The organism is Pseudomonas sp. NFACC39-1 (genome assembly GCF_900110355.1).
GTDB lineage: Bacteria > Pseudomonadota > Gammaproteobacteria > Pseudomonadales > Pseudomonadaceae > Aquipseudomonas > Aquipseudomonas tehranensis.
Genome location: NZ_FODL01000001.1, coordinates 477,300 through 502,195, shown reverse-complemented (window position 1 = coordinate 502,195; position 24,896 = coordinate 477,300). Strand labels below are relative to the sequence as shown.

Annotated in this window: 25 protein-coding genes; 13 read left to right on the top strand and 12 right to left on the bottom strand. The window is 60.4% G+C overall.

Going from position 1 to position 24,896, the window contains the following annotated elements:
- Position 1: 1 nt before the first annotated feature.
- Together fahA and maiA are read left to right on the top strand one after the other, a co-directional pair.
- Positions 2-1,306: a fumarylacetoacetase gene (fahA, locus tag BMY45_RS02240; protein WP_092393963.1), complete on the top strand. Its 1,305-nt coding sequence runs from the start codon at positions 2-4 to the stop codon at positions 1,304-1,306.
- Between the two features lie 11 nt (positions 1,307-1,317).
- On the top strand, positions 1,318-1,953 hold the full coding sequence (gene maiA, locus BMY45_RS02235) for a maleylacetoacetate isomerase (protein ID WP_092393960.1): 636 nt from the start codon (positions 1,318-1,320) through the stop codon (positions 1,951-1,953).
- Positions 1,954-2,077: 124 nt separating this feature from the next.
- Here maiA and BMY45_RS02230 read toward each other — a convergent pair whose 3' ends face one another.
- Entirely contained in the window at positions 2,078-2,881 is an 804-nt protein-coding gene (locus BMY45_RS02230; RefSeq protein WP_092393957.1) for a SirB1 family protein, read from the bottom strand.
- 186 nt (positions 2,882-3,067) lie between these two features.
- Here BMY45_RS02230 and BMY45_RS02225 point away from each other — a divergent pair, with 186 nt between their 5' ends.
- Positions 3,068-4,087: a Glu/Leu/Phe/Val dehydrogenase family protein gene (locus tag BMY45_RS02225; protein WP_092393954.1), complete on the top strand. Its 1,020-nt coding sequence runs from the start codon at positions 3,068-3,070 to the stop codon at positions 4,085-4,087.
- Positions 4,088-4,164: 77 nt separating this feature from the next.
- On the opposite strand, the gene BMY45_RS02220 is transcribed toward BMY45_RS02225, so the two are convergent.
- Entirely contained in the window at positions 4,165-4,425 is a 261-nt protein-coding gene (locus tag BMY45_RS02220) for a YebG family protein (RefSeq protein WP_012722374.1), read from the bottom strand.
- Positions 4,426-4,729: 304 nt separating this feature from the next.
- Here BMY45_RS02220 and BMY45_RS02215 point away from each other — a divergent pair, with 304 nt between their 5' ends.
- Positions 4,730-5,230 carry a phosphate-starvation-inducible protein PsiE gene (locus tag BMY45_RS02215; protein ID WP_092393951.1) on the top strand — a complete coding sequence of 167 codons (501 nt, stop codon included), beginning with the start codon at positions 4,730-4,732 and terminating at the stop codon, positions 5,228-5,230.
- On the opposite strand, the gene BMY45_RS02210 is transcribed toward BMY45_RS02215, so the two are convergent.
- The gene (locus tag BMY45_RS02210) at positions 5,227-5,544 is read right to left on the bottom strand and encodes a DUF3509 domain-containing protein (RefSeq protein ID WP_092393948.1); all 318 of its coding nucleotides are present in this window, start codon (positions 5,542-5,544) and stop codon (positions 5,227-5,229) included. The two genes, BMY45_RS02215 and BMY45_RS02210, sit on opposite strands and share 4 nt — an antisense overlap.
- 499 nt (positions 5,545-6,043) lie before the next feature.
- Between BMY45_RS02210 and BMY45_RS02205 the strand changes: the two genes are divergently transcribed.
- Entirely contained in the window at positions 6,044-6,454 is a 411-nt protein-coding gene (locus tag BMY45_RS02205; RefSeq protein ID WP_092393945.1) for an HPF/RaiA family ribosome-associated protein, read from the top strand.
- An 85-nt stretch (positions 6,455-6,539) separates the two neighbouring features.
- On the opposite strand, the gene fecA is transcribed toward BMY45_RS02205, so the two are convergent.
- The 4 genes from fecA to BMY45_RS02185 all read right to left on the bottom strand — a co-directional run bounded on the left by fecA (position 6,540) and on the right by BMY45_RS02185 (position 11,439).
- The gene (gene fecA / locus BMY45_RS02200; RefSeq protein WP_092393941.1) at positions 6,540-8,879 is read right to left on the bottom strand and encodes a TonB-dependent Fe(3+) dicitrate receptor FecA; all 2,340 of its coding nucleotides are present in this window, start codon (positions 8,877-8,879) and stop codon (positions 6,540-6,542) included.
- Between the two features lie 110 nt (positions 8,880-8,989).
- Positions 8,990-9,937 carry a FecR domain-containing protein gene (locus tag BMY45_RS02195; RefSeq protein ID WP_256244264.1) on the bottom strand — a complete coding sequence of 316 codons (948 nt, stop codon included), beginning with the start codon at positions 9,935-9,937 and terminating at the stop codon, positions 8,990-8,992.
- 8 nt (positions 9,938-9,945) lie between these two features.
- A complete protein-coding gene (locus tag BMY45_RS02190) occupies positions 9,946-10,434 on the bottom strand; it encodes a sigma-70 family RNA polymerase sigma factor (RefSeq protein ID WP_047228610.1) in 489 nt (162 codons plus the stop codon).
- A 129-nt stretch (positions 10,435-10,563) separates the two neighbouring features.
- Complete coding sequence (locus BMY45_RS02185) at positions 10,564-11,439, bottom strand: helix-turn-helix domain-containing protein (protein WP_092393935.1); 876 nt, start codon at positions 11,437-11,439, stop codon at positions 10,564-10,566.
- Between the two features lie 139 nt (positions 11,440-11,578).
- Here BMY45_RS02185 and BMY45_RS02180 point away from each other — a divergent pair, with 139 nt between their 5' ends.
- Complete coding sequence (locus BMY45_RS02180; protein ID WP_092393932.1) at positions 11,579-12,481, top strand: DMT family transporter; 903 nt, start codon at positions 11,579-11,581, stop codon at positions 12,479-12,481.
- Positions 12,482-12,661: 180 nt separating this feature from the next.
- On the opposite strand, the gene BMY45_RS02175 is transcribed toward BMY45_RS02180, so the two are convergent.
- The 5 genes from BMY45_RS02175 to norR all read right to left on the bottom strand — a co-directional run bounded on the left by BMY45_RS02175 (position 12,662) and on the right by norR (position 17,856).
- On the bottom strand, positions 12,662-13,633 hold the full coding sequence (locus BMY45_RS02175) for a 2-hydroxyacid dehydrogenase (RefSeq protein ID WP_092393930.1): 972 nt from the start codon (positions 13,631-13,633) through the stop codon (positions 12,662-12,664).
- Between the two features lie 243 nt (positions 13,634-13,876).
- A complete protein-coding gene (locus tag BMY45_RS02170) occupies positions 13,877-14,626 on the bottom strand; it encodes a YkgJ family cysteine cluster protein (RefSeq protein WP_092393926.1) in 750 nt (249 codons plus the stop codon).
- 77 nt (positions 14,627-14,703) lie between these two features.
- Complete coding sequence (locus BMY45_RS02165; protein WP_092393922.1) at positions 14,704-15,030, bottom strand: hypothetical protein; 327 nt, start codon at positions 15,028-15,030, stop codon at positions 14,704-14,706.
- 98 nt (positions 15,031-15,128) lie between these two features.
- Positions 15,129-16,031: a chemotaxis protein CheV gene (locus BMY45_RS02160; RefSeq protein ID WP_047228604.1), complete on the bottom strand. Its 903-nt coding sequence runs from the start codon at positions 16,029-16,031 to the stop codon at positions 15,129-15,131.
- A 268-nt stretch (positions 16,032-16,299) separates the two neighbouring features.
- On the bottom strand, positions 16,300-17,856 hold the full coding sequence (gene norR / locus BMY45_RS02155) for a nitric oxide reductase transcriptional regulator NorR (protein ID WP_092393919.1): 1,557 nt from the start codon (positions 17,854-17,856) through the stop codon (positions 16,300-16,302).
- A 151-nt stretch (positions 17,857-18,007) separates the two neighbouring features.
- Between norR and hmpA the strand changes: the two genes are divergently transcribed.
- The 7 genes from hmpA (at position 18,008) to cyoD (ending at position 24,885) form a co-directional block, all read left to right on the top strand.
- Positions 18,008-19,189 carry an NO-inducible flavohemoprotein gene (gene hmpA, locus BMY45_RS02150; RefSeq protein WP_092393916.1) on the top strand — a complete coding sequence of 394 codons (1,182 nt, stop codon included), beginning with the start codon at positions 18,008-18,010 and terminating at the stop codon, positions 19,187-19,189.
- A gap of 75 nt (positions 19,190-19,264) precedes the next feature.
- On the top strand, positions 19,265-19,462 hold the full coding sequence (locus BMY45_RS27255) for a hypothetical protein (RefSeq protein ID WP_092456197.1): 198 nt from the start codon (positions 19,265-19,267) through the stop codon (positions 19,460-19,462).
- A 172-nt stretch (positions 19,463-19,634) separates the two neighbouring features.
- Positions 19,635-20,144: a disulfide bond formation protein B gene (locus BMY45_RS02140; RefSeq protein ID WP_092393910.1), complete on the top strand. Its 510-nt coding sequence runs from the start codon at positions 19,635-19,637 to the stop codon at positions 20,142-20,144.
- A gap of 793 nt (positions 20,145-20,937) precedes the next feature.
- The gene (gene cyoA / locus BMY45_RS02130) at positions 20,938-21,885 is read left to right on the top strand and encodes a ubiquinol oxidase subunit II (protein WP_092393907.1); all 948 of its coding nucleotides are present in this window, start codon (positions 20,938-20,940) and stop codon (positions 21,883-21,885) included.
- Positions 21,886-21,888: 3 nt separating this feature from the next.
- Positions 21,889-23,919, top strand: a complete 2,031-nt coding sequence (gene cyoB, locus BMY45_RS02125; protein ID WP_092393904.1) for a cytochrome o ubiquinol oxidase subunit I — start codon at positions 21,889-21,891, stop codon at positions 23,917-23,919.
- 3 nt (positions 23,920-23,922) lie between these two features.
- Positions 23,923-24,549 (top strand): cytochrome o ubiquinol oxidase subunit III, encoded by a 627-nt coding sequence (locus BMY45_RS02120; protein WP_014340103.1) that lies wholly within the window; start codon positions 23,923-23,925, stop codon positions 24,547-24,549.
- Positions 24,550-24,885: a cytochrome o ubiquinol oxidase subunit IV gene (cyoD, locus tag BMY45_RS02115; protein WP_025211927.1), complete on the top strand. Its 336-nt coding sequence runs from the start codon at positions 24,550-24,552 to the stop codon at positions 24,883-24,885.
- Positions 24,886-24,896: the final 11 nt, after the last annotated feature.

Sequence of the window (24,896 nt, the reverse complement as noted above, 5' to 3'; positions counted from 1 at the left end):
CATGACTCACGTTTCCCCTACCCGTAGTTGGGTTGCCTGCGCCAACGGCCATGCCGACTTCCCCCTGCAAAACCTGCCGTTGGGCGTTTTCAGCGTTCAAGGCGACAGCCCTCGTAGCGGCGTGGCCATCGGCGAGCGTATTTTCGATTTGCAGGCCGCGCTGCAGGCGGGCCTGTTTGACGGCGCCGCGCGCGCCGCTGTGGAAGCCATGAGTGGCGGCCAGTTGAATGCATTTTTTGAGCTCGGGCGCGATGCTCGGGTGGCCTTGCGCGAACGGCTGCTGGACCTGCTGCGCGAAGACAGCCCGTTGCGGGGCAAGATCGAAGCCCAGGGCTCGAAGCTGCTGGTTCTCGCCGCTGACTGCCAGATGCACCTGCCGGCGAAAATCAACGACTACACCGACTTCTACGTGGGGATCGAACACGCGCAAAACGTCGGCAAGTTGTTCCGTCCCGACAATCCGCTGTTGCCCAACTACAAGTACGTGCCCATTGGTTATCACGGGCGTGCCTCGACCATTCGCCCGTCCGGCACCGACGTGCGCCGGCCCAAGGGCCAGACGCTGCCCGCCGGCCAGACCGAGCCGACCTTTGGCCCGTGCGCGCGGCTGGACTATGAACTGGAACTGGGCATCTGGATCGGCAAGGGCAATGCACTGGGTGAAGCCATCGCCATCGGCGATGCCGCCGAGCACATCGGCGGCTTCTGCCTGCTCAACGATTGGTCGGCCCGGGATATCCAGGCCTGGGAATACCAGCCGCTGGGGCCCTTTCTGTCCAAAAGCTTCCTGACCAGTATCTCGCCATGGGTGGTGACGGCCGAAGCCCTCGAACCCTTCCGCCGCCCGCAACCGGCGCGTCCGGCAGGTGATCCACAGCCATTGCCGTACCTGCTGGATAAGCGTGACCAGGCCGGTGGGGCCTTTGACATCGAGCTGGAAGTCCTGCTGCTGACCGAAGCCATGCGCGAGCAGAACCTGCCGGCCCATCGCCTGACATTGAGCAACACCCAGTACATGTACTGGACCGTGGCGCAGATGGTCGCCCACCACAGCGTCAATGGTTGCCAGTTGCAGGCCGGTGACCTGTTCGGTTCGGGCACCTTGTCGGGGCCTGAAAGTGGTCAGTTCGGCAGCCTGCTGGAGATTACCGAGGGCGGTAAAAAGCCAATCGAACTGGCCTCTGGCGAAGTGCGCAAATTCCTGGAAGACGGTGACGAAATCATCCTGCGGGCCCGTTGCGGTCGCGAGGGCTTTGCATCCATCGGCTTCGGCGAATGCCGGGGCAAGATCCTGCCGGCGCGGTGAGGGAACTGGGCATGGAACTCTACACTTACTACCGTTCCACTTCGTCCTATCGAGTGCGCATCGCCCTGGCCCTCAAGGGCCTGGATTACCAGGCCCTGCCGGTCAACCTGATCGCTCCGCCGGGAGGCGAGCATCGTCAGCCGGCCTACCTGGCGATCAACCCTCAGGGCCGGGTTCCGGCGCTGCGTACCGACGAAGGCGTGTTGCTGGTGCAGTCACCCGCCATCATCGAATACCTGGAGGAATGTTATCCACAGGTGCCGCTACTCAGCGCCGACCTGGCGCTTCGCGCCCGGGAGCGGGGGGTGGCGGCGCTGATCGGTTGCGACATTCATCCGTTGCACAACGTCAGCGTGCTCAACCAACTGCGGCAGTGGGGCCACGATGAAACGCAGGTGGCACAGTGGATTGGGCATTGGATCGGCCAGGGACTGGCAGCAGTGGAGCAGTTGATCGGGGATGATGGCTACTGCTTTGGTACGACACCTGGGGTCGCGGACGTGTACCTGATCCCGCAGTTGTACGCGGCCGAACGGTTCAATGCCTCCCTGGAGGCGTATCCACGGATCCGTCGCGTTGCGGCGTTGGCGGCCGCGCATCCAGCGTTTCAACAGGCGCATCCGGCAAATCAGCCCGATACACCTTGATTCCCCTGTGGGAGCGAGCCTGCTCGCGATGGCGGTGGATCAGATACGACGATGGTGAAGCGGCTTGCCTCATCGCGAGCAGGCTCGCTCCCACAGGGTGTGTGGTAACCATCGCCACACCCGCTCAATGCACAATGGAATTGGGCGGCAGATGCCCCAGCCGTTCCGTCAGCCGGATTCGCTGGATTGGATCGTCACTGAGCATCAGTGCATGTTCCAGGTCGAAACGTTCAGCGTTGGGACAGTCGAGCCGCTGGTACAGGCTGGCGCGGGCCAGGTAATCGGCGGCGCTGGCGTTGCCCAGTTCAAGTACCCGTTCGGCGTCGATCAGCGCCGCAATGTAGTCGTCGTTCGTCAGATGCAATTGGCGAAGATTGCGCGACAGGCGCTGGAGCATCTGCATGGGCTCGGCACTGACCAGGTGCTCGGCTTTGAGGGGCATGTTGGCGCCGTATTGGCGTTGCAGCAGTTCCCGACAGTCGTTGGGATACAGCCGGCGCCCGCCACACGGGTCGAGCAGATGATCGGCACCGGGGACCCGCAACAGGAAGTGACCGGGGAAATTGACACCGACCATCGGAATTTCCAGGCCACGAGCCAGCTCCAGGGCGATCAGGCCGAGGGCCAGGGGCTGTCCACGTTTACGCGTCAGCACCTTGTCGAGCAACGCGGCCCGTGGGCGCAGGGGGGTGAAATCGTCCTGGGCGAATCCAAGGTCATTGAGGCGTCGCAGCAAGGGTTGGCCCAGTTCGCTGACGGGCAGCATCGGCAGGTCATGGCTGACACGCTGTTGCAGATCCTTGAAATCCTTCAGCAAGGCCGGTACGTCCACTTCGCGATCATGTTCGGCAGCAATCCACAACGCCGCTTCGAACAGCGCCGGTGGGGAGCGGTGCAGGCAATCAAAAAAGGCTTGGCGCGGTTTCATCACAGTCTCCGGACTATGCCTCGTTTTTAGCTCTGCTGCGGGCTTTCGTCCAGTCTCGTCCGGCGAAGGCATCAGGTTATGCCCAAAAGACTGGCCGCCGTGGCGACTTATTCCGGCGCGCTCCAGCAAATTTTGAGCGCACGCCTATACTGGCGGAACAAACAAAAGTGATTCGGGAGCCTGTCGATGTTTGCTCTCATGCAAAGCTCCCGCCTTGAATCGCTGCACCTGAGCGTAGACCCGGCCACCGGGTTGAAGGCGGTGATTGCCATTCATTGCAGCCGTCCCGGGCCTGCTCTGGGTGGATGTCGTTATCTGTCCTACCCCGACGATGAAAGTGCCGTGGTCGACGCCGTGCGCCTGGCCCAGGGCATGAGCTACAAGGCCGCATTGGCCGGCTTGCCGGTGGGCGGCGGCGCGGCAGTGATCATGCGCCCGGCCCATGTCGAAAGCCGCGCTGCGCTGTTTGAGGCATTTGGGCGCTGCATCGAGCAGCTGGATGGGCGCTATATCACCGCCATCGACAGCGGCACCTCGGTGGCGGACATGGACTGCATCGCCCAACAGACCCGTCATGTGACCAGCACCACAGCGTCGGGAGACCCTGCGCCCCACGCGGCGATGGGGGTATTCGCCGGCATCCGTGCCACGGCCATGGCCCGCCTGGGCAGCGATAACCTGGAAAGCCTGCGGGTGGCGATCCAGGGCCTGGGTAATGTCGGTTTTGCCCTGGCCGAACAGTTGCACGCCGCAGGCGCCGAACTGTTGGTCAGCGACATTGATCCCGGCAAGGTTCAACTGGCGATGGAGCAACTGGGCGCGCATCCGATCGCCAACGACGCCCTGCTCAGTACCCCGTGCGACATCCTCGCTCCCTGCGGCCTGGGCGGGGTGCTCAATAGCCAGAGCGTGGCGCAACTGCGCTGCTCGGCGGTTGCCGGGTCGGCCCATAACCAGTTGAGCAACCTGCAGGTGGCCGATCAATTGGAACGGCGCGGGATCCTCTATGCGCCGGATTATGTGATCAACTCCGGTGGCCTGATCTATGTCGCCTTGAAGCATCGAGGTGAGGAGTTGGCAACCATCACCGCGCACCTGTCGAAAATCGGCGCCCGGCTTACGGAAGTCTTTGCCCACGCCCAGGCAGAAAAACGCTCACCGGCCAGGGTGGCCGATGAATTGGCAGAGCGCTTGTTGTACCGATAAAAAAGATCGCAGCCTTCGGCAGCGCCTACAGGTGTATTCCATGTAGGCGCCGCCGAAGGCTGCGATCTTTTTAAGGCCTATTCAGCAGGGGCATTGAGCAGTTCGGACAAGGCATCCGGCTGACTCTTGAACGCCTTGGCGAACACATCGCGATTCTTCGCCATGTAGATACCGGCTTCTTCCACCTGTTGCTCGCTCAGCGAGGGAACGGCTTTTTGCAACACTTCGGCCAGCAATTCGGCGAGTTCCAGCATTTTGTCATGACGGTCAGCTTCGGCTTTATCCATGAACAAGCGCTCCAGATCTCGGCTGCTGCGGTATACCACTTCGACGGCCATTCACCACCTCACATGCCTTCACATTGGTTATCTTTGTGACTACTGTATTTATATACAGCCAAAAGGATAAGCGAATCCCTTCCCTTTGGATAGTGGCTTTTTAATGTAGACCGGTTTCCTCATTTGTCGCGAGGCAGCGCTGGTGTGGGAGCGAGCCTGCTCGCAACAGGGCCAGTCGCACAAAAGTGTCCGATTGCGGCCCATTGCCATCTCACCTTCAGCCGCTGGCCTTTTTTCTGCATGCAGAATAACCGTCACGTCCAACCCGCATCATCCGGTCGAGTCGACCTAAGGAAACTACATCGTGAAAATCAACTGGGCCGAGAACCTGCGCCAGAACGTACATCAGTTGGCCGAATCCCTGGGCAATCTGTTCGTCGAGACGTTCCACTACCTGGCACTGTTTGCCATTGGCGCGGTGACCGCGTGGGCGGCGGTGATGGAGTTTTTGCAGATGCTCGAGCAGGGGCACATCAAGATCGATGACATCCTGCTGTTGTTCATCTATCTGGAATTGGGGGCGATGGTCGGGATCTACTTCAAGACCAACCACATGCCGGTGCGGTTTCTGATCTACGTGGCGATCACGGCGCTGACGCGCTTGTTGATTTCCAACGTCTCCCATCACAGCCCGCCAGACCTGGGCATCATCTACCTGTGCGGTGGCATCTTGCTGCTGGCGTTCGCGATCCTGGTGGTGCGTTTCGCCTCGTCGCAGTTTCCTTCGGTGAAAATCGAGCACCCGCACCGCAAGGTTGGCGCGGGTTCCAGCGAGCATGCCGAAGTGGAGAAGGGCGAGATCTAGAGGCCCGCAGGGGCGGATGTCGCACCCTGCGTCTGCGGTGGTGGCAGCTTGATGTTGTCACCGCCGGTCATGGCTTCGAGGATCGCCACGGCGCTATGGCCCTGCTCGATGGCGATGCCGAACTGAATGCTCTGGACCAGGCGCCGCAGGCGTTCCGGGTCATTGCGTTGCTGGGCGCTGATCATACGTTTGGCGACGATGCGTCCGGCCTTGGAGAGGGTCAGCATGATGCTGCCGTCCAGGCCCTGGATGCTCAGATTGATTTGATAGTGCGGCGCAAAAGCGTCGGTAATGAGCTGAAAAGGGTTGTCCATGATGCGTCACCGCCTGATTGAACGTGCAGTTGTTGACCGGCCGTGATCGGGATTAGTTCGCGATACCGGACCACCGGCCATTCCATGATCGTGCTTCATCCAGGGCCATGCAGGTGTTGGATCGAACGATCGCAGCCTGCAGCAGCTCCTACCCAGAGGTAGCAAGGGGCATGCCGGAAAAACTGTCGGACAATGATCACGGCGCCTAGGCGCTGAAGGCCCTGGCCTGCGGCCCGGGGGGCTGCCCGTTTCTGTGCAGGAATGGGCGAATGGTCGCTGACGGTGCAGGGTGAGCGCAGAATTTTCGTGGGGTAAGCAAGGCGAGGCAACTCCCGACATTAACAGCGCTTTTGTCCGTTGTCCGGCTTTATTTGCATATGAATATTTATCTTTTCGAAGGGGTTGAATTGTTCTGTCGCCAGCCCGACTCTGTATTCAAGGGGTCGTCGCGCTACCGTCGATTGGCCCCTGGCGAGCTAGCCGAAATAAGGGATGAACTATGCAAATCCAAGTCAACAGCGATAACCATATTCAAAGCAGCATCCGACTGGAGGAGTGGGTACGTACTACCATCGAAAGCACGCTCGAACGTTATGAAGAAGACCTGACACGGGTCGAGGTCCATTTGCGGGACGAGAACGGCGACAAGCCCGGTCCCCATGACTTGCGTTGTCAGCTGGAAGCACGGCCAAAGGGCCTGCAACCGATCTCGGTGACACACAAGGCCGATACGCTGGAATTGGCCATCGAAGGGGCGGCCACCAAGCTTGAACATGCCCTGGAGCATCTGTTCGGCAAACTTCGCGTTAAACGCGCCACCGTTGAGAAACCGACCGAGTCGGTGGCCTTGGCCGATGCGATGCTGGAAGAAGAATTCCTGGAGAACGAACGGGCTGCCCTCAACGGCTGAGCCCGATCATTTAAAATTACCCACCGAACAGACGGGCCTGCGATCGCAGGCCCGTCTTGTTTCAGCGATCCATCACAGCCCCTGATCAGAACGCCATGGACGTCTGCACATACAGCGTGCGCGGTTCCCCTACGTATTTGCCCCGGTTGTTATCGTCGAACGAGCGGGTGAAATATTGGGTATTGAAGATGTTCTTCACTCCCACCGCCACGTTCAGGTCCGACAGTTGGGGGCCGAAATCATAGGCGGCGCGGCTGCTGAACAGCATATAGCCAGGGATATTGCCGGTACTGCCGTCGGCGCTTTCGGCGCGGGTATTGGCATTGTCGGCAAACTGCGCGCTCTGATAGGTGCTGTCCAGGTTCAATTTCCACGGCCCGTCCGTGTAACCCACGCCCAGTGTGCCTTTGTGCTTGGAAGAGAACGGCACGCGGTTGCCTTTGTTCGGTCCGTCTTCCCGAATGGTGGCATCGACGAAGGCATACGTGGCATATACGTCAAAACCGGCCAGCGCCGGACTCAGGCCGTCGAGGGCGTAGTTGATGCTGGTTTCGATGCCCTGGTGGCGGGTTTCGCCCCGGGCAATCACCGAATCGTTGGTTTGGTTGCTTTCGTACTGGTTGTCGAAGTTGATCAGGAACGCACCGATCTCCGCCCGCAGGTTGCCATTGTCGTAGCGGGTTCCAAGTTCCCAGGTACGGGCCTTCTCCGGTTTCACTTCACCGCTGCTCACACGGTTGGGCATCTGGCTGTACTGCACACTGCCGAATGAACCTTCGGTATTGGCATACAGATTCCATTCATCGCTCAGGTGGTACAGCACATTCAATGCTGGCAGGGCGGTGTTGTAGTCGCCCTGGTATTTCACGTTGGTCAAATTGTTTGTCTGCTGCGATTCGATCATTTCGTAACGAATACCGGGCGTGATCGTCCATTTGCCAATATCGATCCGATCATCGATAAAAATTGCATTGGCTTCGGTTCCACCCCGTGTATCGCGGTCGTTTCGGCTGGAGGTTGTCGGCAATTCGTTGCTGGCGATCGGTGTGCGATAACGCAGTTCATGGCCGGCCTCGTTGATGTAGCGATAGCCGACGCCGACCTCGTGGCTGGTCGGCCCGAGGTCGAAACCTTGGGCAAAACGGGTTTCCAGGCCGCGTACCCAATATTCGCGAGGCGACAGGGACAGGAAGGAGCCCTGGTCCAGGTAGCCGCTGCGCAAAGTCTTGGTGAAAAACGTGCTGGCGGTGAATTCGCGTCGATCCTGTTGGTAGCGGTAGCCGAAATTGACCAGGGTGCGACGGCCCCAGAAGCGGTCGTTCGGACGGGTGGACTGATACGGGTTGGCGTCGTAGTCGGCCACATTCAGGCCGCCGGGCATGTCGGCCTCGCCTTCGTAGTATTGGGCCATGGCATTAAAGCTGTTGGCCTCGTCCAGTTGGTAGTTGCCCTTGAGGATCAAGTCGTCGATTTGTGTATCGCTGTGTTCGCGCCAGTCGCCGCCGCGGGTGCCGGAGTACAACAGGGCACCACCAAGGCCGTTGTCGGCGGTGCCGCCGGCCAGCAGGTTGGCGGAGGTCTTGAAGCCGTCGTGGCTGGAAGACGGGCTGGTCTCGGTCTGGAAGCCGCCCTTTACCGTCGGCGCGTTGGGAATCGCCCGGGTCACGAAGTTGACCACGCCGCCGACGTTTTGCGGACCGTAGCGCACCGCGCCGCCCCCGCGCACGACATCCACCGCGTCCATGTTGCCCATACTGACCGGCGCGAACGATAGCTGCGGTTGGCCGTAAGGTGCGAAAGGCACCGGGATGCCGTCCATCAGCACCGTGGAACGTGAGGCCAGGCGTGGATTGAGCCCGCGGATACCGAAGTTCAGCGCCATGTCATGGCTGCCGGTGCCGTTGTTTTCCGGTGCGTTGACGCCGGGAATGCGATTGAGCACATCCCGGGCCTGGGTCGCGCCCTGGCGTTCGAACGTTTCACGACGGATCACGTCGCGGGCGCCAGGGTGTTCGAAGACGTTGGTTTGCGCGGCATCGCCGAGCCAGTCACCGACCACGGTGGTGGTGCCGATGTCCAGTGTGGTGCTGGCGGCCGGTTGCAGGCTAAAGGCGTTGTCACCCTCGGGGCGGGCTTGCAGGCCTGTGCCTTCGAGCAGCGCGCTCAGCCCTTGCTCTGGGCTGTAGCTGCCTTCCAGGCCGCGACTCTGCAGGCCTGCGGTCGTCTGTGGGCTGAAGGAAATCAACACCCCGGCCTCGCGTCCGAATTGATTGAGGGCATTTTCCAGTGACGACGGCGCGATGTGATAGGGCTTGGCATCTGCTGCCTGTACGCAAGGCAGTGCGACGAAACTCAAGCTGGCCCCCAGGAGCAATTGACGCACGGTACGGGCGAGCGGGGTGAGACGGGTGGATTGTTGCGGCATGGAGGAGAATCCCGAGAAGGTTGTATCGAAGTGCTTTCCTTCTCTGTCACCCCAGGTGTGGAAAACGGCTCACTGGCGCATCACTTTTTTTCGGGTGGGGCGGCCATGGTTCAAGCGCGAGCTTCGACCGAGACCCAATAGCGGGTGAAACGACGCACTTGTACCGGCAGGCTGACTTCCAGCAGATCGAGGATTCGCTCGCTGTCGTCCAGCGGATAGGTTCCAGAGATCAGCAGGTTGGCGACCGCCTCGTCGCAGTGCAATTGGCCACGTCGGTAGCGGCCGAGTTCTTCGAGAAAATCCACCAGGCGCATGTGCGCCGCGACCAGCATGCCCTCTGTCCAAGCGCCGCTGTTGGCATCCAGGGCCGTGGCGGGCCCGGCGCCGTTGATGCCAAGGCTCAGTTGCCGTGACGTCGCCAGCAACAACGCCGGGCCGTTTCGGCTACGAATGTCCACCTGGCCTTCAAACACCGCCACCTGGGTGTGGTCTGGATACTCGCGTACGTTGAACCGGGCGTTGCGGCTTTCCAGCAGGCCATGGGCGGTCAGCACTTGCAGAGGTCTTGGGTCGCGGGCAGCGGTCAATAACAGTTCCCCCTCCAGCAGGTGGATCAAGCGGCGTTGAGCGTCGAAGCGAACGTCTACCGCACTGCCGCTGTTGAGCTGCAACTGGCTGCCGTCATCCAGCGTCAGACGACGCCGTTCGCCTACCGGGCTGCGAAAATCGGCCATCAATGGGGGTAACAGTTGGCGTTCACGCAGGCCCCAGGTCAACGCTGAACCGGCCCCAAGTACCCACAACATTTTGAGCGCTCGACGCCGCGCCGCGGACTTCGGTGCATTGAGGGCTGCATGGGCCAATGGAGAGGGCACGCTGCGCAGCCGCTGATTGACCCGCTGGATATGCTCCCAGGCGCGGCGATGTTCGTTGTGAGCATTGAGCCATTGCTCCCAGGCTTTCTGCTGGCGAGGATCGAGTGGGCCTTGCTGCATTTCCAAAAGCCAGTACACGGCCTGTTCGGCCACTTTCGCACTGACATCAGGTGCGCCGTTCATCGCTGGGGTCATAAGGCGAAGTAGCAGCGCATCGCTGCCTTGTTCAGATGCCGCTTGACCGTCGCCAGTGAAATTCCCAGTTCACGGGCGATTTCGTTGTAGGTCAGACCATCGACCTGGGCCAGCAGAAACGCCTGCTTGACCGCTCGCGGCAAACCATCGAGCAGTTGGTCCAGTTCCATCAGGCTTTGCAGGATGATTGCCCGTTCTTCCTCCGACGGCACCACCTGCTCCGGCAGTTGGGCGAGGGTATCGAGGTAAGCGCGCTCAAGATCCTGGCGTCGGTAATGGTTGAACAGTACGCGCTTGGCAATGGTCGTAAGAAACGCCCGGGGTTCCAGGACAGGCTGCGGGTCGCGCGCAGTCAGTACGCGCATGAACGTGTCCTGGGCCAGGTCGGCGGCACTGTCGGGGCAGCCGAGTTTTCTTCGCAACCAGCCGTTAAGCCAACTGTGATGGGCGTTGTAGAGCACTTCGACGGTGTGTGCAGGCGGCAACGAGGAGCATCCCGACAGCGATGAGCTGCGCTAGAGAACAAGAATTGTTCGCATTGTAGATGCGCGACGGTGGCTACGGCAATCGGGATCAGTACCTGCTTGTTTCATTTGACTGGGGCACAGTGACGCCTAGCGCAAAAACGCCTGCCGATACTCGCCGGGTGTCGCGCCGAGGGCCTGCCGGAAACGATTCGTAAAGTGGCTGGCGCTGGCGAACCCGCAGGTCAACGCCACCTCGCCCAGTGGTTTTGACGTGCTGCGCAGGCAGTGTCGCGCGTGGGCCAGACGGCGTGCCAGTACGTATTGATGGGGTGGTAGGCCGAAGCTTTCGCGGAACATCCGGGCAAAGTGGTATTCGGACAGCGCACACAGCGCTGCCAGTTGTCCGAGGCTGATGGCGTCGGCCAGATGGCTGTCGATGTAGTCCACCAGCATTCGCCGCTGGTGAGCGGCCAGCCCGCCCTTGAGGCGAAGCCCCTGGCGTTGGCCGACCTGGCTCAATAGCAGATGGTTGAGCAAGTCATGGGCCAGGCTGGTGGTCAGAAGGCGTTCACCGGGCTCATCCCAGTTCAGGGCGATCAACTGGCGAAAGCGCTGTGCCTGTTGCGGATCGTCGAGAAAGGTGGCTTCGCGCAGTTGCACTTGCCGCGGCTCGCGATCCAGTAGCGTGACGCAACCGAGGGCGAATTGCTCAGGGCTGAAGTACAGGTGGGCGAGGCGAATGTCGCCATTGATGACCCAGGCCGATTGATGCCCGGCCGGCAGGACGCAGAGTTTGCCGGGTGCCCCGGTGGTGTCGGGTCGTTCGCGGCGAAACGTGCCGGTACCACCGGCGATGTAGCACGACAGCGTGTGGTGCGTCGGCGCCTCGTAGTCTTGGGCGTCGTGATGGTTGCTCCACAAAGCGGCCGCCATGCCGTCTCCAAGCTCGGCGCTGTGCTCGAGGCGAGCATTGGGCGAGTTGTTGAGGGCTTGAAAGACTTGCAGGGTTTGCAGTGTGGGCATGATCGCTTCTCTCTAACGCCTTGCATCCTACTCCGTCGATCGGCCCATGCCAGCCTGCAAGCCGACAAAACCGCAAGTTTACGCAAGCGCCCGGTGGTTGGTGGCGCAACACTGGCGGTCATTGTCAGGAGTTGCCGTCATGAACCTCTCGTTGTATCTGCTTACCGTGCTCATCTGGGGCACCACCTGGATCGCGCTGAAATTGCAGTTGGGCGTTGTCGCCATCCCCGTGTCGATTGTCTATCGCTTCGGCCTGGCGGCGCTGATCCTGTTTGTGATGCTCTTGCTCAGCCGGCGCCTGCAAGTGATGAACCGGCGTGGCCATCTGATTTGCGTCGCCCAGGGCCTGTGCCTGTTCTGCATCAACTTCATGTGTTTCCTCACTGCCAGCCAATGGATTCCCAGCGGGTTGGTCGCGGTGGTGTTCTCTACGGCCACGCTCTGGAATGCCCTCAATGCCCGCGTGTTTTTCGGTCAGCGGATTGCGCGTAACGTGCTGCTGGGCGGCGCCTTGGGGTTGCTGGGGCTGGCGCTGCTGTTCTGGCCGGAGCTGGCGGGTCATAGCGCGAGCCCGCAAACGTTGTTCGGGTTGGCGTTGGCGCTGCTGGGCACCTTGTGTTTCTCGGCGGGCAACATGCTCTCGAGTTTGCAGCAGAAGGCCGGTCTCAAACCGTTGACTACCAACGCCTGGGGCATGGCTTATGGTGCGGCGATGCTGGCGGCGTGGTGTCTCTTCAAAGGGATCCCGTTCGATATGGAATGGAACGCGCGTTATGTCGGCTCGCTGTTGTACCTGGTGATCCCAGGTTCGGTGATCGGCTTCACCGCCTACCTGACGCTGGTAGGGCGCATGGGCCCGGAGCGGGCGGCGTATTGCACGGTGCTGTTTCCGGTGGTGGCGTTGAACGTCTCGGCGTTGGTCGAGGGCTATCAATGGACCGCGCCAGCACTGGTCGGGCTGGTACTGGTGATGCTTGGGAACGTGCTGGTGTTCCGCAAGCCGAAGCCTGTGGCTGCGAATGTCGCCTTGGGCGCACGCTGAGATGTAACGTCTAGAGATAAACCCGTGGCGAGGGAGCTTGCTCCCGCTGGGTTGCGAAGCAACCCCAAGATGTACCTGCTACCGCAGTGCATCAGATAAACCGTAAGGGGCTGCTGCGCAGCCCAGCGGGAGCAAGCTCCCTCGCCACGGTGTGTTCCCCTGGGGGTTTTTGCGGAGAATTTATTTCCAGACTTGCGGGTTGACCAGGTTCTTCGGTCGCTCACCCAGCAAAGCGCTGCGCAAGTTTTCCACGGCCAGATTGGCCATGGCTTCACGGGTTTCGTGAGTGGCCGAGCCGATATGGGGCAGGGTGACGGCGTTTTTCAGCTGGAACAGCGGCGACTCGGCCAATGGTTCTTTCTCGTAAACGTCCAGCCCGGCGCCGCGGATGCGATTGTTCTGCAAGGCTTCGATCAGCGCCGGCTCATCCACCACCGGGCCGCGGGAAATATTGACCAGGATGGCACTCGGTTTCATCAGGGCCAGTTCACGCTGGCCAATCAGGTGGCGGGTCTTTTCGCTCAATGGCACCACGAGGCAAACAAAGTCTGCTTCGGCGAGCAGCTGATCCAGCTCGCGAAACTGTGCGCCCAACTGATCTTCCAGTTCGGTCTTGCGGCTGTTGCCGCTGTAGATAATCGGCATGTTGAACCCCAGCCGGCCACGCCGGGCAATGGCGGCGCCGATGTTGCCCATGCCGACGATGCCCAGGGTCTTGCCGTGCACGTCAGTGCCGAACAGCTGCGGGCCGACCGTCGCCTGCCATTGGCCGGCCTTGGTCCAGGCGTCCAGTTCAGCGACGCGCCGGGCGCTGCTCATCAGCAGGGCGAAGGCCAGGTCGGCGGTGCTTTCGGTGAGCACGTCAGGGGTGTTGGTGAGCATGATTCCACGCTCATTGAAGTAGGCCAGGTCATAGTTGTCGTAACCCACCGACACGCTGGACACCACTTGCAGATTCGCAGCGTTCTGCAGTTGTTCGCGGCCGAGCTTGCGCCCGACACCGATCAGGCCATGCACGTGGGGCAAGGCTTCATTGAACTGGGCATTGATGTCGCCGTTCGACGGATTTGGCACGATCACGTCGAAATCCTGTTGCAGTCGTTCGACCATCTTGGGTGTGACACGGCTGAAGGCAAGTACGGTTTTTTTCATCGCAGAAGGCTCATCAGGCAAGGAATAGCAAGCACGCTAACATTCTCGATGAGGGTTAGGCGAGAGGGAACGTGGTAGACGCGAGCCAAAGCTGTGGGAGCGGGCTTGCTCGCGAAGGCTTCGGCACGTCCAACATCACTGCAAGCTGAACCACCGCTTTCGCGAGCAAGCCCGCTCCCACAATTGATCTGTGGTAGGCGTTGATTTTGTCTTCGCCGAAAATTCTCTGCGGGAGCGACGGGCTTACGCCGCCCGCAGCGAAATAAACGCGTAGTTGACCGGTGCCTCAGTGGCGACCCGTGCTCCGCTGGCCAGGACCTGGCAGGCCACGTCATCACCGGACAAATGGAATTGCCATTCGCTGGCCGCTTGCTCCAGCGGCTGCAAACGGACCTGATCGATGACGGCGGCGAATGCGCTCATGTCCGGCAGGTACGCGGTGAACCCATCGCCCTTCAGCGCGGTGGTGAGGATGCCCAGCGAAGCGCAGATGCGCTCCTTGATGCGGATTTCCTCGCGATCGGCCTGACGTGAGCGTTCGATCAACTGCGCCAGTTCCCTGTCGACCAGTTCACCGCCGAGTATCAGTTGCGGTCCGGTCTCCCACGACTCTGGCGGGCATTCCTTTACGGCAATGTTGAGCGGGATGTGCGGGTTGATTTCCATCGGATAGATACGGCACACCAAGGGGCGGCGCTCGTAGATGCGGCACAGGTTTTCTTCGTCAAGATTGCGGCAGCGACCGGCGTTATAGGCGGCGAAGGTGATTGCCACCAAGGCCTCGGTGGTGCCGCTGTGGACCCGTGCCGAACGGCGCTCAGCGTGCTCGCGTTGCGCCGGCGGCAGGCCGAGGCCGTTGGGCAGGAAGGCTTCCACCAGGACAATCACCTGGCCGCCGTCGTCAGCCCACATCCGGGCCTCGTCGAGGGTCAGGGGGACATGGTGATCGGTGCAGCATTTGCCGCAGCCTACGCAGGAAAACGTTGTGTTCATTGAGCGCCCGGTCAAAAGCTGGAAAGCGGCGACAGAAAAACGCCGCGATTAACCGTTGCGAAGCAAGTTGTGCGCCATCACCGGCTATTGTCGGCGGGGCGGATGGCGTCCCATTCGGTCACGTAGGCGGTCTTGGATTTCTTGTGGTAAAGGCACAGCTCGGTGCCCGTCGCGCCGTTCATGTGTTTCTGCGGATACTGGCCTTGCAGTAACAGCGCGGTGTAACCCACCCGGTCATCGAACTGCGCGGCAGTGCCCACAGGTTCGGCGTTCTTCAAGCCGCTGGCCTTGATGCAACTGGCAAGCACGGTTTTGTCATGGATGGCCCAGGCTTCTGGACTGGAGGCGAGGGCCTGGGCGGCGAGGGCCGTGAAGCCCAAAAGCATGAGTGCGTGGATTTTCATCAGCAAGGTCCTTGTTCTGGGAAGCCAGGACAGGAGTATGCCTGAGGTGCCGGGATGATCATTCCCCTGTGCGCGTGGGAATGATCATCCGGTAGGACTCAGTGGCCTTGCTCGGCAACCGCCTTGGCGGCCGTGATCAGGCACTTGGTCAGTTCCGGCGAGGAGAACTTGGTCAGCACTCCATTGGCGCCGGATAGCCGAGCCTTTTCGCTGTTCATGGCGCTGTCCAGCGAGGTGTGCAGCAACACATAGAGGTGGGCGAAGTCCGGCGTTTCCCGCAGGGTCCGGGTAAGGGCATAGCCGTCCATCTCGGACATTTCGATGTCGGAAACGATCAGGTTGATCTGTTGCGCAGTGCCTTGCAGGTCCAGCAGGCATTCGATGGCTTCCTTGGCGCTGCGAGCGGTGTGGCATTGCAGGCCGAGGTTGCGCAAGGTGTGTACCGATTGTTGCAACGCCACCTGACTGTCATCGACCACCAGGATCCGCGCGTTGCCCAGGACTTCGGCGTCTTCCATGCTCAGCTCGGTGGGCGCCGTTTCAATTTGCGCCGGGGCGATACCGTGGATGACTTTTTCGATATCCAGCACCTGCACCAGCGTGCCATCCACCGAAGTCACGCCCGTGATGAAGGCGCGTACGCCGCCTGAGCCGAACGGCGGTGGTTTGATGTCGGTGGTCAGGCAATGCACGATCTTGCTCACCGCCTGCACATGCAAACCCTGTTTGGATCGGCTCACGTCGGTGACGATCAGGCAGCCGCCATCCGGATCTTCCAGAGGCCGTTCGCCGATGGCGCGGCTCAGGTCGATCACCGACAGCGAGGCCCCGCGCAGGGTGGCGATGCCTTTGACGTGCGGGTGCGACTCCGGCAGTTTGGTCAACGGCGGGCAGGGAATGATTTCGCTGACTTTGAGCAGGTTGATTGCCATCAGCTTGCCGCTGCGCAAGGTAAACAGCAGAAGCGAAAGTGAATCTGCGCGGGCTTTGTTGGAAGACATAAAAACCTTCTGTGGAAAAGGTGGGGCGAGCGTGAAGAACGCCAAAACAGCTTTTGATATTGGGTTATCGACCTGTTAGGGGCTGGCTTTAGGGCGAAAGCTGTCGACAGCTGGGATCGTTGTAACAAGAACCCTGTCGCAGAGAGTTAAGTGGCGAGGGCGCTTGCTCCCGCTGGAGTGCGAAGCGCTCCCCAGCCGCCGGCGCGATGGGGAATCTAGCGACCGCTACGCGCCCGAGCGGGAGCAAGCTCCCTCGCCACGGGGTTGATCACTTGAGCCCCAACCGCTTGGCCATCCGCCCCAGGTTCGCCCGGTCCAGGCCCAATTCCCGGGCGGAGCTGGCCCAGTTGTGCTGATGCCGTTGCAGGCTGGCGATGATCATCTGGCGCTGAAAATCGTCCATGGCTTCGCGCAAGTCACCCGTGACGCCCTCCAGGGTCGGGGCAGGGCTGGCGGATGAAGGTGCCGGGTTTTCTTCCGGGCTGCGGGGCAAGTCCAGATCCCCGGCGCTGAGGCTGAGGATCTTTGGCCGAACCGGGCACCGGCCCAATGCTTTCAAGGCGCTTCGGCCGATCAGGTGCTCCAGTTCACGCACATTCCCCGGCCAGTCATACGCCAGCAATGCGGCCTGGGCGTCGCTGGTCAGGCGCAGGCTGCCCAGGCCCATGCGGGAACGGTTCTGCTCCAGGAAAAAACCGCTGAGCAGCAGTACATCGCGCCCGCGATCCCGTAGTGCCGGCACCAGCAACGGGTACACGCTCAGGCGATGATAGAAGTCGGCCCGATATCGCCCGTTGCGCACTTCTTCGGCCAGATCGCGATTGGTGGCTGCGATCAGGCGTACATCGACCCGATGTTCCTTGTCCGAGCCCAGGCGTTGCAACTGGCCGCTCTGCAACACTCGCAGCAGTTTGGCCTGCACGGTCAAGGACAACTCGCCCACTTCATCGAGGAACAACGTGCCGCCATCGGCCAGTTCGAATTTGCCGCGACGGTCGTTCGTGGCACCCGTGAAGGCGCCGCGAACATGGCCGAAGAGCTCGCTTTCCACCAGGGTATCCGGCAGCGCCGCGCAGTTGAGGCTGATCAGCGGCTGCTCGGCGCGCTTGGAGGCCGCGTGTATGGCTTGGGCGACCAGCTCTTTGCCAACTCCGGTTTCGCCAGTGATCAGCACCGTCAGGTCACTGCCCCCCACCAGGTTGATTTCTTCCACTAATCGCTTGTGGGCCTTGCTCTGGCCGACCATGTCGCGCGGTTGCTGGCCGCTGGCCTGGCGGTAGACCTCGGCGCGGCGGTGTTCGTCTTCGGCTTTCAAGGCGAGCCGATCGATGCGCTCGGCCGCGCTGACCGTGGCAGCGGCCAGACTGGCAAAGGCCTGCAAGGCGTTCAGGTCGATGGGCTCGAAGCGTTCCGGGTTCAGCGCGTCGAGGGTCAGAAGGCCCCACGGCTGCTCGTCGACGAACAGTGGGCAGCCCATGCAGTCGTGGACCTCCAAGTGCTCATCCAGACCTTCGACCAACCCGTCGTATGGGTCGGGCAGGTCACTGTCGGCGGCGAAGCGAGTGGGGTGCGGGTTGGCCAGCAGTGCCTGGAAACGGGGGTGTTCGCTGATCCGGAAGCGTCTGCCCAGGGTATCGGTACTCAAGCCATCCACCGCCAGCGGCACCAGGCAGTCTGCGTCCAGGCGTAACAGCGCGGCGGCGTCGCAAGGCAGCAGGGCTCGCAGCGCGCCAAGCAGGCGACGATAGCGCTCGCCTTCAGGCAACTCACGCGAGAGGTCGGCCACCAGTGGGAGCAGGGCGGTCAGCAGAGAGGTTGCAGTCATAATGACTCCATGTTGTCTTAAAGACTATAAGGCGCGCCATGTCTTTATGACTACATAATTCTTAAGACATTGAAAAACAAGAATAAATTTTATGGCATGAAACCTGATAGGCATGGGTATCAGTTTTTCGTAATACGCCAGGAGTCACCTTATGCTCAGCCGAGAAGAACGCGCCATCATCCGCTCCACCGTGCCCTTGCTTGAAAGCGGTGGTGAAGCGCTCATTACTCACTTCTATCGCATGATGCTGTCTGAATACCCGCAAGTGCGCCCGTTGTTCAACCAGGCTCACCAGGCCAGCGGTGATCAGCCCCGCGCCCTGGCCAATGGCGTATTGATGTACGCGCGGCACATTGACCAGCTCGATCAGTTGGGCGACCTGGTGGCCAAAATCGTCAACAAGCACGTCGCCCTGCAAATCCTGCCCGAACATTACCCCATTGTGGGGGCCTGCCTGTTGCGGGCGATCGCCGAGGTGCTGGGTGAAGAGATCGCCACGCCGCAAGTGATTGCCGCATGGGGCGCTGCCTATAACCAGTTGGCCGATATCCTGATCGGTGCCGAAACCGGCATGTACGAGCAGAAAGCCGCAGCGCCGGGCGGCTGGCGGGGCGAGCGTGAGTTCATCCTGGCAGCCAGGGTGCAGGAGAGCTCGGAAATCACTTCGTTCTACTTCGAGCCGGCGGACAAGGGCGCGATCCTGGTGGCCGAACCAGGCCAGTACATCGGCATGAAACTGGTGTTGGATGGCGAGGAGGTGCGCCGCAATTATTCGCTGTCGGCCCTGGCGGACAACGGTCAGTATCGCATCAGCGTCAAGCGCGAGCCGGGCGGGCGCGTGTCCAACTACCTGCACCATGATTTCCCGATCGGCAGCAGCATCCAGTTGTTTCCACCGTCAGGGGACTTCTTCCTGACCCAGAGCGATAAACCGCTGGTGCTGATCAGCGGCGGCGTGGGCATCACTCCGACTCTGGCGATGTTGCAGGCGGCACTGAAAACCGAGCGGCCGGTGCATTTTATCCACTGCGCACGCAACGGCGGCGCGCACGCCTTCCGTGACTGGATCGATGACCTGGCCCAGCGGCATCCACAACTCAAGCGCTTCTATTGCTACGACGAGGATGACGGCTTGAGCCCGGCGGCTGACAAGGTCGGGTTGTTGAGCCAGGAGCAACTGGCGCAATGGTTGCCGCAGCAGCGTGACCTGGATGCCTACTTCCTGGGACCCAAAGGTTTCATGGCCGCCGTCAAGCGCCACCTCAAGGCACTGGGCGTGCCGGACGGGCAAAGCCGTTACGAGTTCTTCGGCCCGGCGGCGGCGCTGGAGTAACGGCGGGGCGAGCCTGGGAGAGCGGGGCGTCTGCATCGCGAGCAGGCTCGCTCCCACAAGGGGATTTGCAGTGACATGATTTTCGTGACCGCCGCGAAGAAAACGGTGGGAGCGGGCTTGCTCGCGAAGACGGCAGTGCATTCAACATCAATGAAACTGACCCACCGCTTTCGCGAGCAAGCCCGCTCCCACAGGGATTGCACAGGACTGGTGACCATCGCTGGCCCCTGTGCGAACGAGGACGGCGGCATGCTCAATCCCCGCCCCGACTGACTCTGCCAATCAAAAATTAATCCGTACTTAACCTCCCTCCTGTTTATTCCCTTCAATGTGGGCGGCAGCCGCTCGTTCTCTGTCATGGTCAGCGTGTAGACTTTGGCCATCCGATAGCGCGCCGAGACTCTTCAGGCTGCGCGTCGATCCAATGCATACAAAGGGAAACGCAATGAATGAGCAAATGCTGCGCTTAGGCCGTGAACGGCGCTATCTGGTGCTGTTGGGGCTGATCTGTCTGGCGCTGATCGGTGGTGCGCTGTATATGCAGGTGGCGCTCGGCGAGGCGCCTTGCCCGCTGTGTATCCTGCAGCGCTATGCATTGTTGCTGATCGCCATTTTCGCCTTCATTGGCGCGGCCATGCGCACCCGTCGCAGCCTGACGATTTTCGAAGGTCTGGTGGTGCTCAGCGCCCTGGCCGGTGCCGCGGTAGCGGGGCATCACGTGTACACCCAGTTCTTCCCGGCAGTCAGCTGTGGCGTCGACGTGCTGCAACCGATTGTCGATGACTTGCCGCTGGCGAAGATCTTCCCGTTGGGCTTTCAGGTCGACGGCTTTTGCTCCACCCCGTATCCGCCGGTCCTGGGCTTGTCCCTGGCGCAATGGGCACTGGTGGCGTTCGTCCTCACGGCGATCCTGGTGCCGTTGCTGGTGTCGCGCAATCGCAAACAGTTGCCCTAGAACGCTTCAAATCAAACGCCCCGGTTTTCTGTAGGAAGCCGGGGCGTTTTGCGTTCAGTCTTACGACATTCCAGCCTTGATCCGAGACAACAATGCGCCGCCACGGTGTGCGACACGTTGTCACACATTTGCTGTCATCCGGCCACTCGCTGCGCGAACAAGCCCTTCGTTCTGCAATGAAAAATCAGCCGTTACAGGCTCCATCCGGCTGGCTGCCTCCCCGCTGAGCAGGCATTTCTAACAATCGGGCGCCCTGCCGCCCAACCCCCGAATGACGGGGGTTATACGGTCATAAAAACCCTCTTTAATCAGCGCAAGCTGTCTAAATCGGGCGTAGTAGACCTACGTTTTCTGGGGTTCTTGTTGAGAATGAATTTCGATAAGATGCTGGCTTGTTTCGGATTCTGCGAAAGATTGTTGCTCAGTTTGATGAAAATTATTTCAGGATAAGACATGGTCTCCGGCGCCTCAGCTCACTACAATCGCCCGCACCGAATTTCCGACCCGGCTCAGGCTTGAGCCCGTGAGGTGGTCGAAGGGCGCCAGCGCCCCATGCGACCCCAGGTGTCGGTGCCTTCCAACTACCCGCACCAAATGGAATTGGGCTGTAACAAGGCCTTTGACCTACGAATTCGAATAAGAACTCACTGCTGGCCCGGGATGTGTCGAACAGCGTCTGACGCTGCGACGGTCAGCCCTTATTCAATCCAAGAAAAATGCCAACCCTTGGCAGGGTGAAGTGTTGGCGATCAAAACCCAACTGCATTGCGCAAGCTGCTTTAGAGGTCGTGAGATGAGTAAAAACAGGTACCCCCGATTACTAGGCTTGTTGCCTTTGCTCGGCACGTTGTTGCTGGGAGGCTGCAACATGACCTTGCTCGATCCCAAGGGTCAGGTCGGCCTGGATGAACGTAATCTGATCATCACCGCTACGCTGTTGATGTTGCTGGTCGTCGTGCCGGTTATCGTCATGACCTTCCTGTTCGCCTGGAAATACCGCGCGTCCAACACCAGTGCCACGTACACGCCCAAGTGGTCGCACTCGACCAAAATCGAAGTGGCGGTGTGGACTATTCCGGTACTGATCATCATTGCCCTGGGTTACATCACCTACAAGTCCACCCATGCCCTTGACCCGTATCGTCCGCTGGATTCCGACGTCAAGCCGATCACCATTGAAGTGGTCTCGATGGACTGGAAGTGGCTGTTCATCTATCCGGAACAAGGCATCGCCACGGTCAACAAGATCGTGTTCCCGGCCCACACGCCGATCAATTTCAAAGTCACCTCCGACACCGTGATGAACTCGTTCTTCATCCCGGGCCTGGGCGGCCAGATCTACGCGATGGCGGGCATGCAAACCAAGCTGCACCTGATCGCCAACCAGAACGCCGAACTCGATGGTATCTCCGCCAACTACAGTGGCGCGGGTTTCACCGGCATGAAGTTCAAAGCAATCGCCACGACCCAGGAAGATTTCGATGCCTGGGTCAACGATGTGAAGAAGGCACCTAAACAGCTTGAAAAAGCTGAATACGAAGCCCTTTCCAAACCGAGCCAGAACAACCCAGTCGAGCTCTACTCCTCGGTCACGCCGAACCTGTTCCAGACCATCATCGACAAATATGAAGGGATGAATCCGGGCAAGCCGATGCACCACGAGAAGAACGAAAAGGAAGTGGCCCACAACATGGAAGGGATGGACATGAGTTCGCATTCAGCTGCCGGGGCAGAGGAGTAAACGATGTTTGGTAAATTAAGTTGGGAAGCGATCCCGTTCCACGAGCCGATTGTCATGGTGACCCTTGCCGTGATCGCGCTCGGTGGCCTGGCGTTGTTCGCAGGGATCACCTACTTCAAGAAGTGGACCTACCTGTGGACCGAGTGGCTGACGTCGGTCGACCACAAGAAAATCGGCGTGATGTACATCATCGTTGCCATGGTCATGCTGCTGCGCGGTTTTGCCGACGCCATCATGATGCGTACTCAGTTGGCCATGGCCACCGAGGGTTCGCCTGGCTACCTGCCGCCTGAACACTATGACCAGATCTTCACCGCCCACGGCGTGATCATGATCATCTTCATGGCGATGCCATTCTTCACCGGCCTGATGAACCTTGCAGTGCCGCTGCAGATCGGCGCGCGTGACGTGGCCTATCCGTTCCTGAACTCCCTGAGCTTCTGGCTGCTGGTTTCCGGCGTGGTGCTGATCAACCTGTCCCTGGGCGTTGGCGAATTCGCCAAGACCGGTTGGGTTGCTTATCCACCGTTGTCGGGACTGCAATACAGTCCGGGCGTGGGGATGGATTACTACATCTGGGCGCTACAGCTATCGGGGCTTGGGACAACGCTAACGGGGGTCAACTTCCTGGCAACCGTGCTGAAGATGCGTACCCCGGGCATGAAACTGATGGACATGCCGATCTTCACCTGGACCTGCACCTGGGCCAACGTACTGATCGTCGCTTCGTTCCCGATCCTGACCGCTACCCTGGCTTTGCTGACGCTTGACCGCTACATGGATTTCCACATCTTCACCAATGAACTGGGTGGAAATCCGATGATGTACGTCAACCTGTTCTGGGCCTGGGGTCACCCCGAGGTGTACATCCTGATTCTGCCGGCGTTCGGGATTTTCTCCGAAGTCATCTCGACGTTCTCCGGCAAGAAGCTGTTCGGCCACCACTCGATGATCTACGCCAGCGGTGCGATCTCGGTGCTGGGCTTCATGGTTTGGTTGCACCACTTCTTCACCATGGGTTCGGGTGCCAGCGTCAACGCCTTCTTCGGTCTGGCGACGATGCTGATTTCGATCCCGACCGGTGTGAAGCTGTTCAACTGGCTGTTCACCATCTACCAGGGCCGTCTGCGTTTCACCAGCCATGTGCTGTGGACCCTGGGCTTTATGGTGACCTTCGCCATCGGCGGCATGACCGGCGTACTGCTGGCCATCCCGGGTGCGGACTTCGTGCTGCACAACAGCCTGTTCGTGATCGCGCACTTCCATAACGTGATCATCGGTGGCGCTGTATTCGGCTACATCGCCGGCTTCGCCTTCTACTTCCCGAAAGCGTTCGGCTTCAAGCTGCACGAGGGCTGGGGCAAGGCTGCATTCTGGTTCTGGATCTCGGGCTTCTTCGTCGCGTTCATGCCGCTCTATGCACTGGGCTTCATGGGCATGACCCGTCGTCTGAACGCCACCACCAACCCTGAGTGGGTGCCGTACCTGTACGTCGCCATGTTCGGCGCGGTGATGATTGCCGTGGGTATTGCCTGCCAGTTGATCCAGTTGTACGTCAGCGTGCGTGACCGCAAAAAGCCAGAGAACATGTGCGAGCACGGCGACCCGTGGAATGCCCATACCCTGGAGTGGTCGACCTCGTCGCCTCCGCCGTTCTACAACTTTGCCGTGCTGCCGAAAGCCGACGTCATCGACCCGTTCACCGAAGCCAAGGAAAACGGTACCGCGTACCAGACTCCGGCCAAGTACGCGCCGATCCACATGCCCAACAACACCGCGACTGGTGTGGTCATGGGGGCACTGCTGACCGTGTTCGGTTTCGCGATGATCTGGCACATCTGGTGGCTGGCCATCGCCAGTCTGGTCGGCACCGTGGTGTATTTCACCATTCATGCCGCCCGTGACGATCAGGGCTACATGGTGCCGGTGGATGTCATCGAGCGCATCGAAGCCGAGCAGCACAAACGTCTGGTCGCGGCCGGGAAAGTCCCTGCCTCCGCCACCCGTGTTGAAACCTCGTTGGAACAGGCTTAAACCATGTCGAATTTAGTGACCACTGTTGGACACGCCCATGGTCATGACCATGGGCACGATGACCATCACCACGACTCGGGCGAGATGACCGTATTCGGTTTCTGGCTCTACCTGATGACCGACTGCATTCTGTTTGCGTCGATCTTCGCGGTGTACGCGGTGCTGGTTAACAACGTCGCCGGTGGCCCGTCGGGCCACGACATCTTCGAGCTGCCGTACGTGCTGGGCGAAACCGCACTGCTGCTGTTCAGCTCGATCACCTATGGCTTCGCCATGCTGGCGTTGTTCAAGGGCAAGAAGACCCAGGTACTGGGCTGGTTGGCCATGACCTTCCTGCTGGGCGCCGGCTTTATCGCCATGGAGATCAACGAGTTCCACATCCTGATCGCCGAAGGCTACGGCCCTAGCCGCAGCGGCTTCCTGTCCGGGTTCTTCACCCTGGTCGGCACCCACGGTCTGCACGTGACCAGCGGTCTGATCTGGATGGCGATCATGATGTACCAGGTCCACAAAAACGGCCTGACCGCCACCAACAAGACGCGCCTGAGCTGCCTGAGCCTGTTCTGGCACTTCCTGGACGTGGTGTGGATCTGCGTATTCACCGTTGTTTATCTGATGGGGACCCTGTAAATGGCTAACGCACATTCCCACGATGGCCACGACGCCGGCCACGGCAGCGTCAAGTCCTACGCCATCGGCTTCATTCTGTCGGTGATCCTGACCGTCATCCCGTTCGGCCTGGTGATGTACCCGACGCTGCCGAAAAGCCTGACCCTGTGGATCATCCTGATCTTCGCCGTGGTCCAGGTACTGGTGCACCTGGTGTACTTCCTGCACCTGGACCGCTCCGCAGCCCAGCGTAACAACGTGGTCGCGTTTGTCTTTGCCGCGATCGTCATTGTCCTGCTGGTCGGCCTGTCGTTGTGGATCATGTTCAGTATCCACACCAACATGATGGCGCACTGAGGAAAGTCCGG

Excerpts from the sequence above, each read along its gene's own strand:
- BMY45_RS02225 (WP_092393954.1), top strand. The coding sequence starts at position 3,068 with ATGTTTGCTCTCATGCAAAGCTCCCGCCTTGAATCGCTGCACCTGAGC.
- BMY45_RS02140 (WP_092393910.1), top strand. The coding sequence starts at position 19,635 with ATGAATGAGCAAATGCTGCGCTTAGGCCGTGAACGGCGCTATCTGGTG.
- BMY45_RS02175 (WP_092393930.1), bottom strand. The coding sequence starts at position 13,633 with ATGAAAAAAACCGTACTTGCCTTCAGCCGTGTCACACCCAAGATGGTC.
- BMY45_RS02185 (WP_092393935.1), bottom strand. The coding sequence starts at position 11,439 with ATGCCCACACTGCAAACCCTGCAAGTCTTTCAAGCCCTCAACAACTCG.
- BMY45_RS02160 (WP_047228604.1), bottom strand. The coding sequence starts at position 16,031 with ATGTCTTCCAACAAAGCCCGCGCAGATTCACTTTCGCTTCTGCTGTTT.
- BMY45_RS02170 (WP_092393926.1), bottom strand. The coding sequence starts at position 14,626 with ATGAACACAACGTTTTCCTGCGTAGGCTGCGGCAAATGCTGCACCGAT.
- fecA (WP_092393941.1), bottom strand. The coding sequence starts at position 8,879 with ATGCCGCAACAATCCACCCGTCTCACCCCGCTCGCCCGTACCGTGCGT.
- fahA (WP_092393963.1), top strand. The coding sequence starts at position 2 with ATGACTCACGTTTCCCCTACCCGTAGTTGGGTTGCCTGCGCCAACGGC.
- cyoD (WP_025211927.1), top strand. The coding sequence starts at position 24,550 with ATGGCTAACGCACATTCCCACGATGGCCACGACGCCGGCCACGGCAGC.
- BMY45_RS02195 (WP_256244264.1), bottom strand. The coding sequence starts at position 9,937 with ATGAACGGCGCACCTGATGTCAGTGCGAAAGTGGCCGAACAGGCCGTG.
- BMY45_RS02120 (WP_014340103.1), top strand. The coding sequence starts at position 23,923 with ATGTCGAATTTAGTGACCACTGTTGGACACGCCCATGGTCATGACCAT.
- maiA (WP_092393960.1), top strand. The coding sequence starts at position 1,318 with ATGGAACTCTACACTTACTACCGTTCCACTTCGTCCTATCGAGTGCGC.
- BMY45_RS02230 (WP_092393957.1), bottom strand. The coding sequence starts at position 2,881 with ATGAAACCGCGCCAAGCCTTTTTTGATTGCCTGCACCGCTCCCCACCG.
- hmpA (WP_092393916.1), top strand. The coding sequence starts at position 18,008 with ATGCTCAGCCGAGAAGAACGCGCCATCATCCGCTCCACCGTGCCCTTG.
- BMY45_RS02180 (WP_092393932.1), top strand. The coding sequence starts at position 11,579 with ATGAACCTCTCGTTGTATCTGCTTACCGTGCTCATCTGGGGCACCACC.
- BMY45_RS02205 (WP_092393945.1), top strand. The coding sequence starts at position 6,044 with ATGCAAATCCAAGTCAACAGCGATAACCATATTCAAAGCAGCATCCGA.
- cyoA (WP_092393907.1), top strand. The coding sequence starts at position 20,938 with ATGAGTAAAAACAGGTACCCCCGATTACTAGGCTTGTTGCCTTTGCTC.
- BMY45_RS02220 (WP_012722374.1), bottom strand. The coding sequence starts at position 4,425 with ATGGCCGTCGAAGTGGTATACCGCAGCAGCCGAGATCTGGAGCGCTTG.
- cyoB (WP_092393904.1), top strand. The coding sequence starts at position 21,889 with ATGTTTGGTAAATTAAGTTGGGAAGCGATCCCGTTCCACGAGCCGATT.
- norR (WP_092393919.1), bottom strand. The coding sequence starts at position 17,856 with ATGACTGCAACCTCTCTGCTGACCGCCCTGCTCCCACTGGTGGCCGAC.
- BMY45_RS02165 (WP_092393922.1), bottom strand. The coding sequence starts at position 15,030 with ATGAAAATCCACGCACTCATGCTTTTGGGCTTCACGGCCCTCGCCGCC.
- BMY45_RS02210 (WP_092393948.1), bottom strand. The coding sequence starts at position 5,544 with ATGGACAACCCTTTTCAGCTCATTACCGACGCTTTTGCGCCGCACTAT.
- BMY45_RS27255 (WP_092456197.1), top strand. The coding sequence starts at position 19,265 with ATGATTTTCGTGACCGCCGCGAAGAAAACGGTGGGAGCGGGCTTGCTC.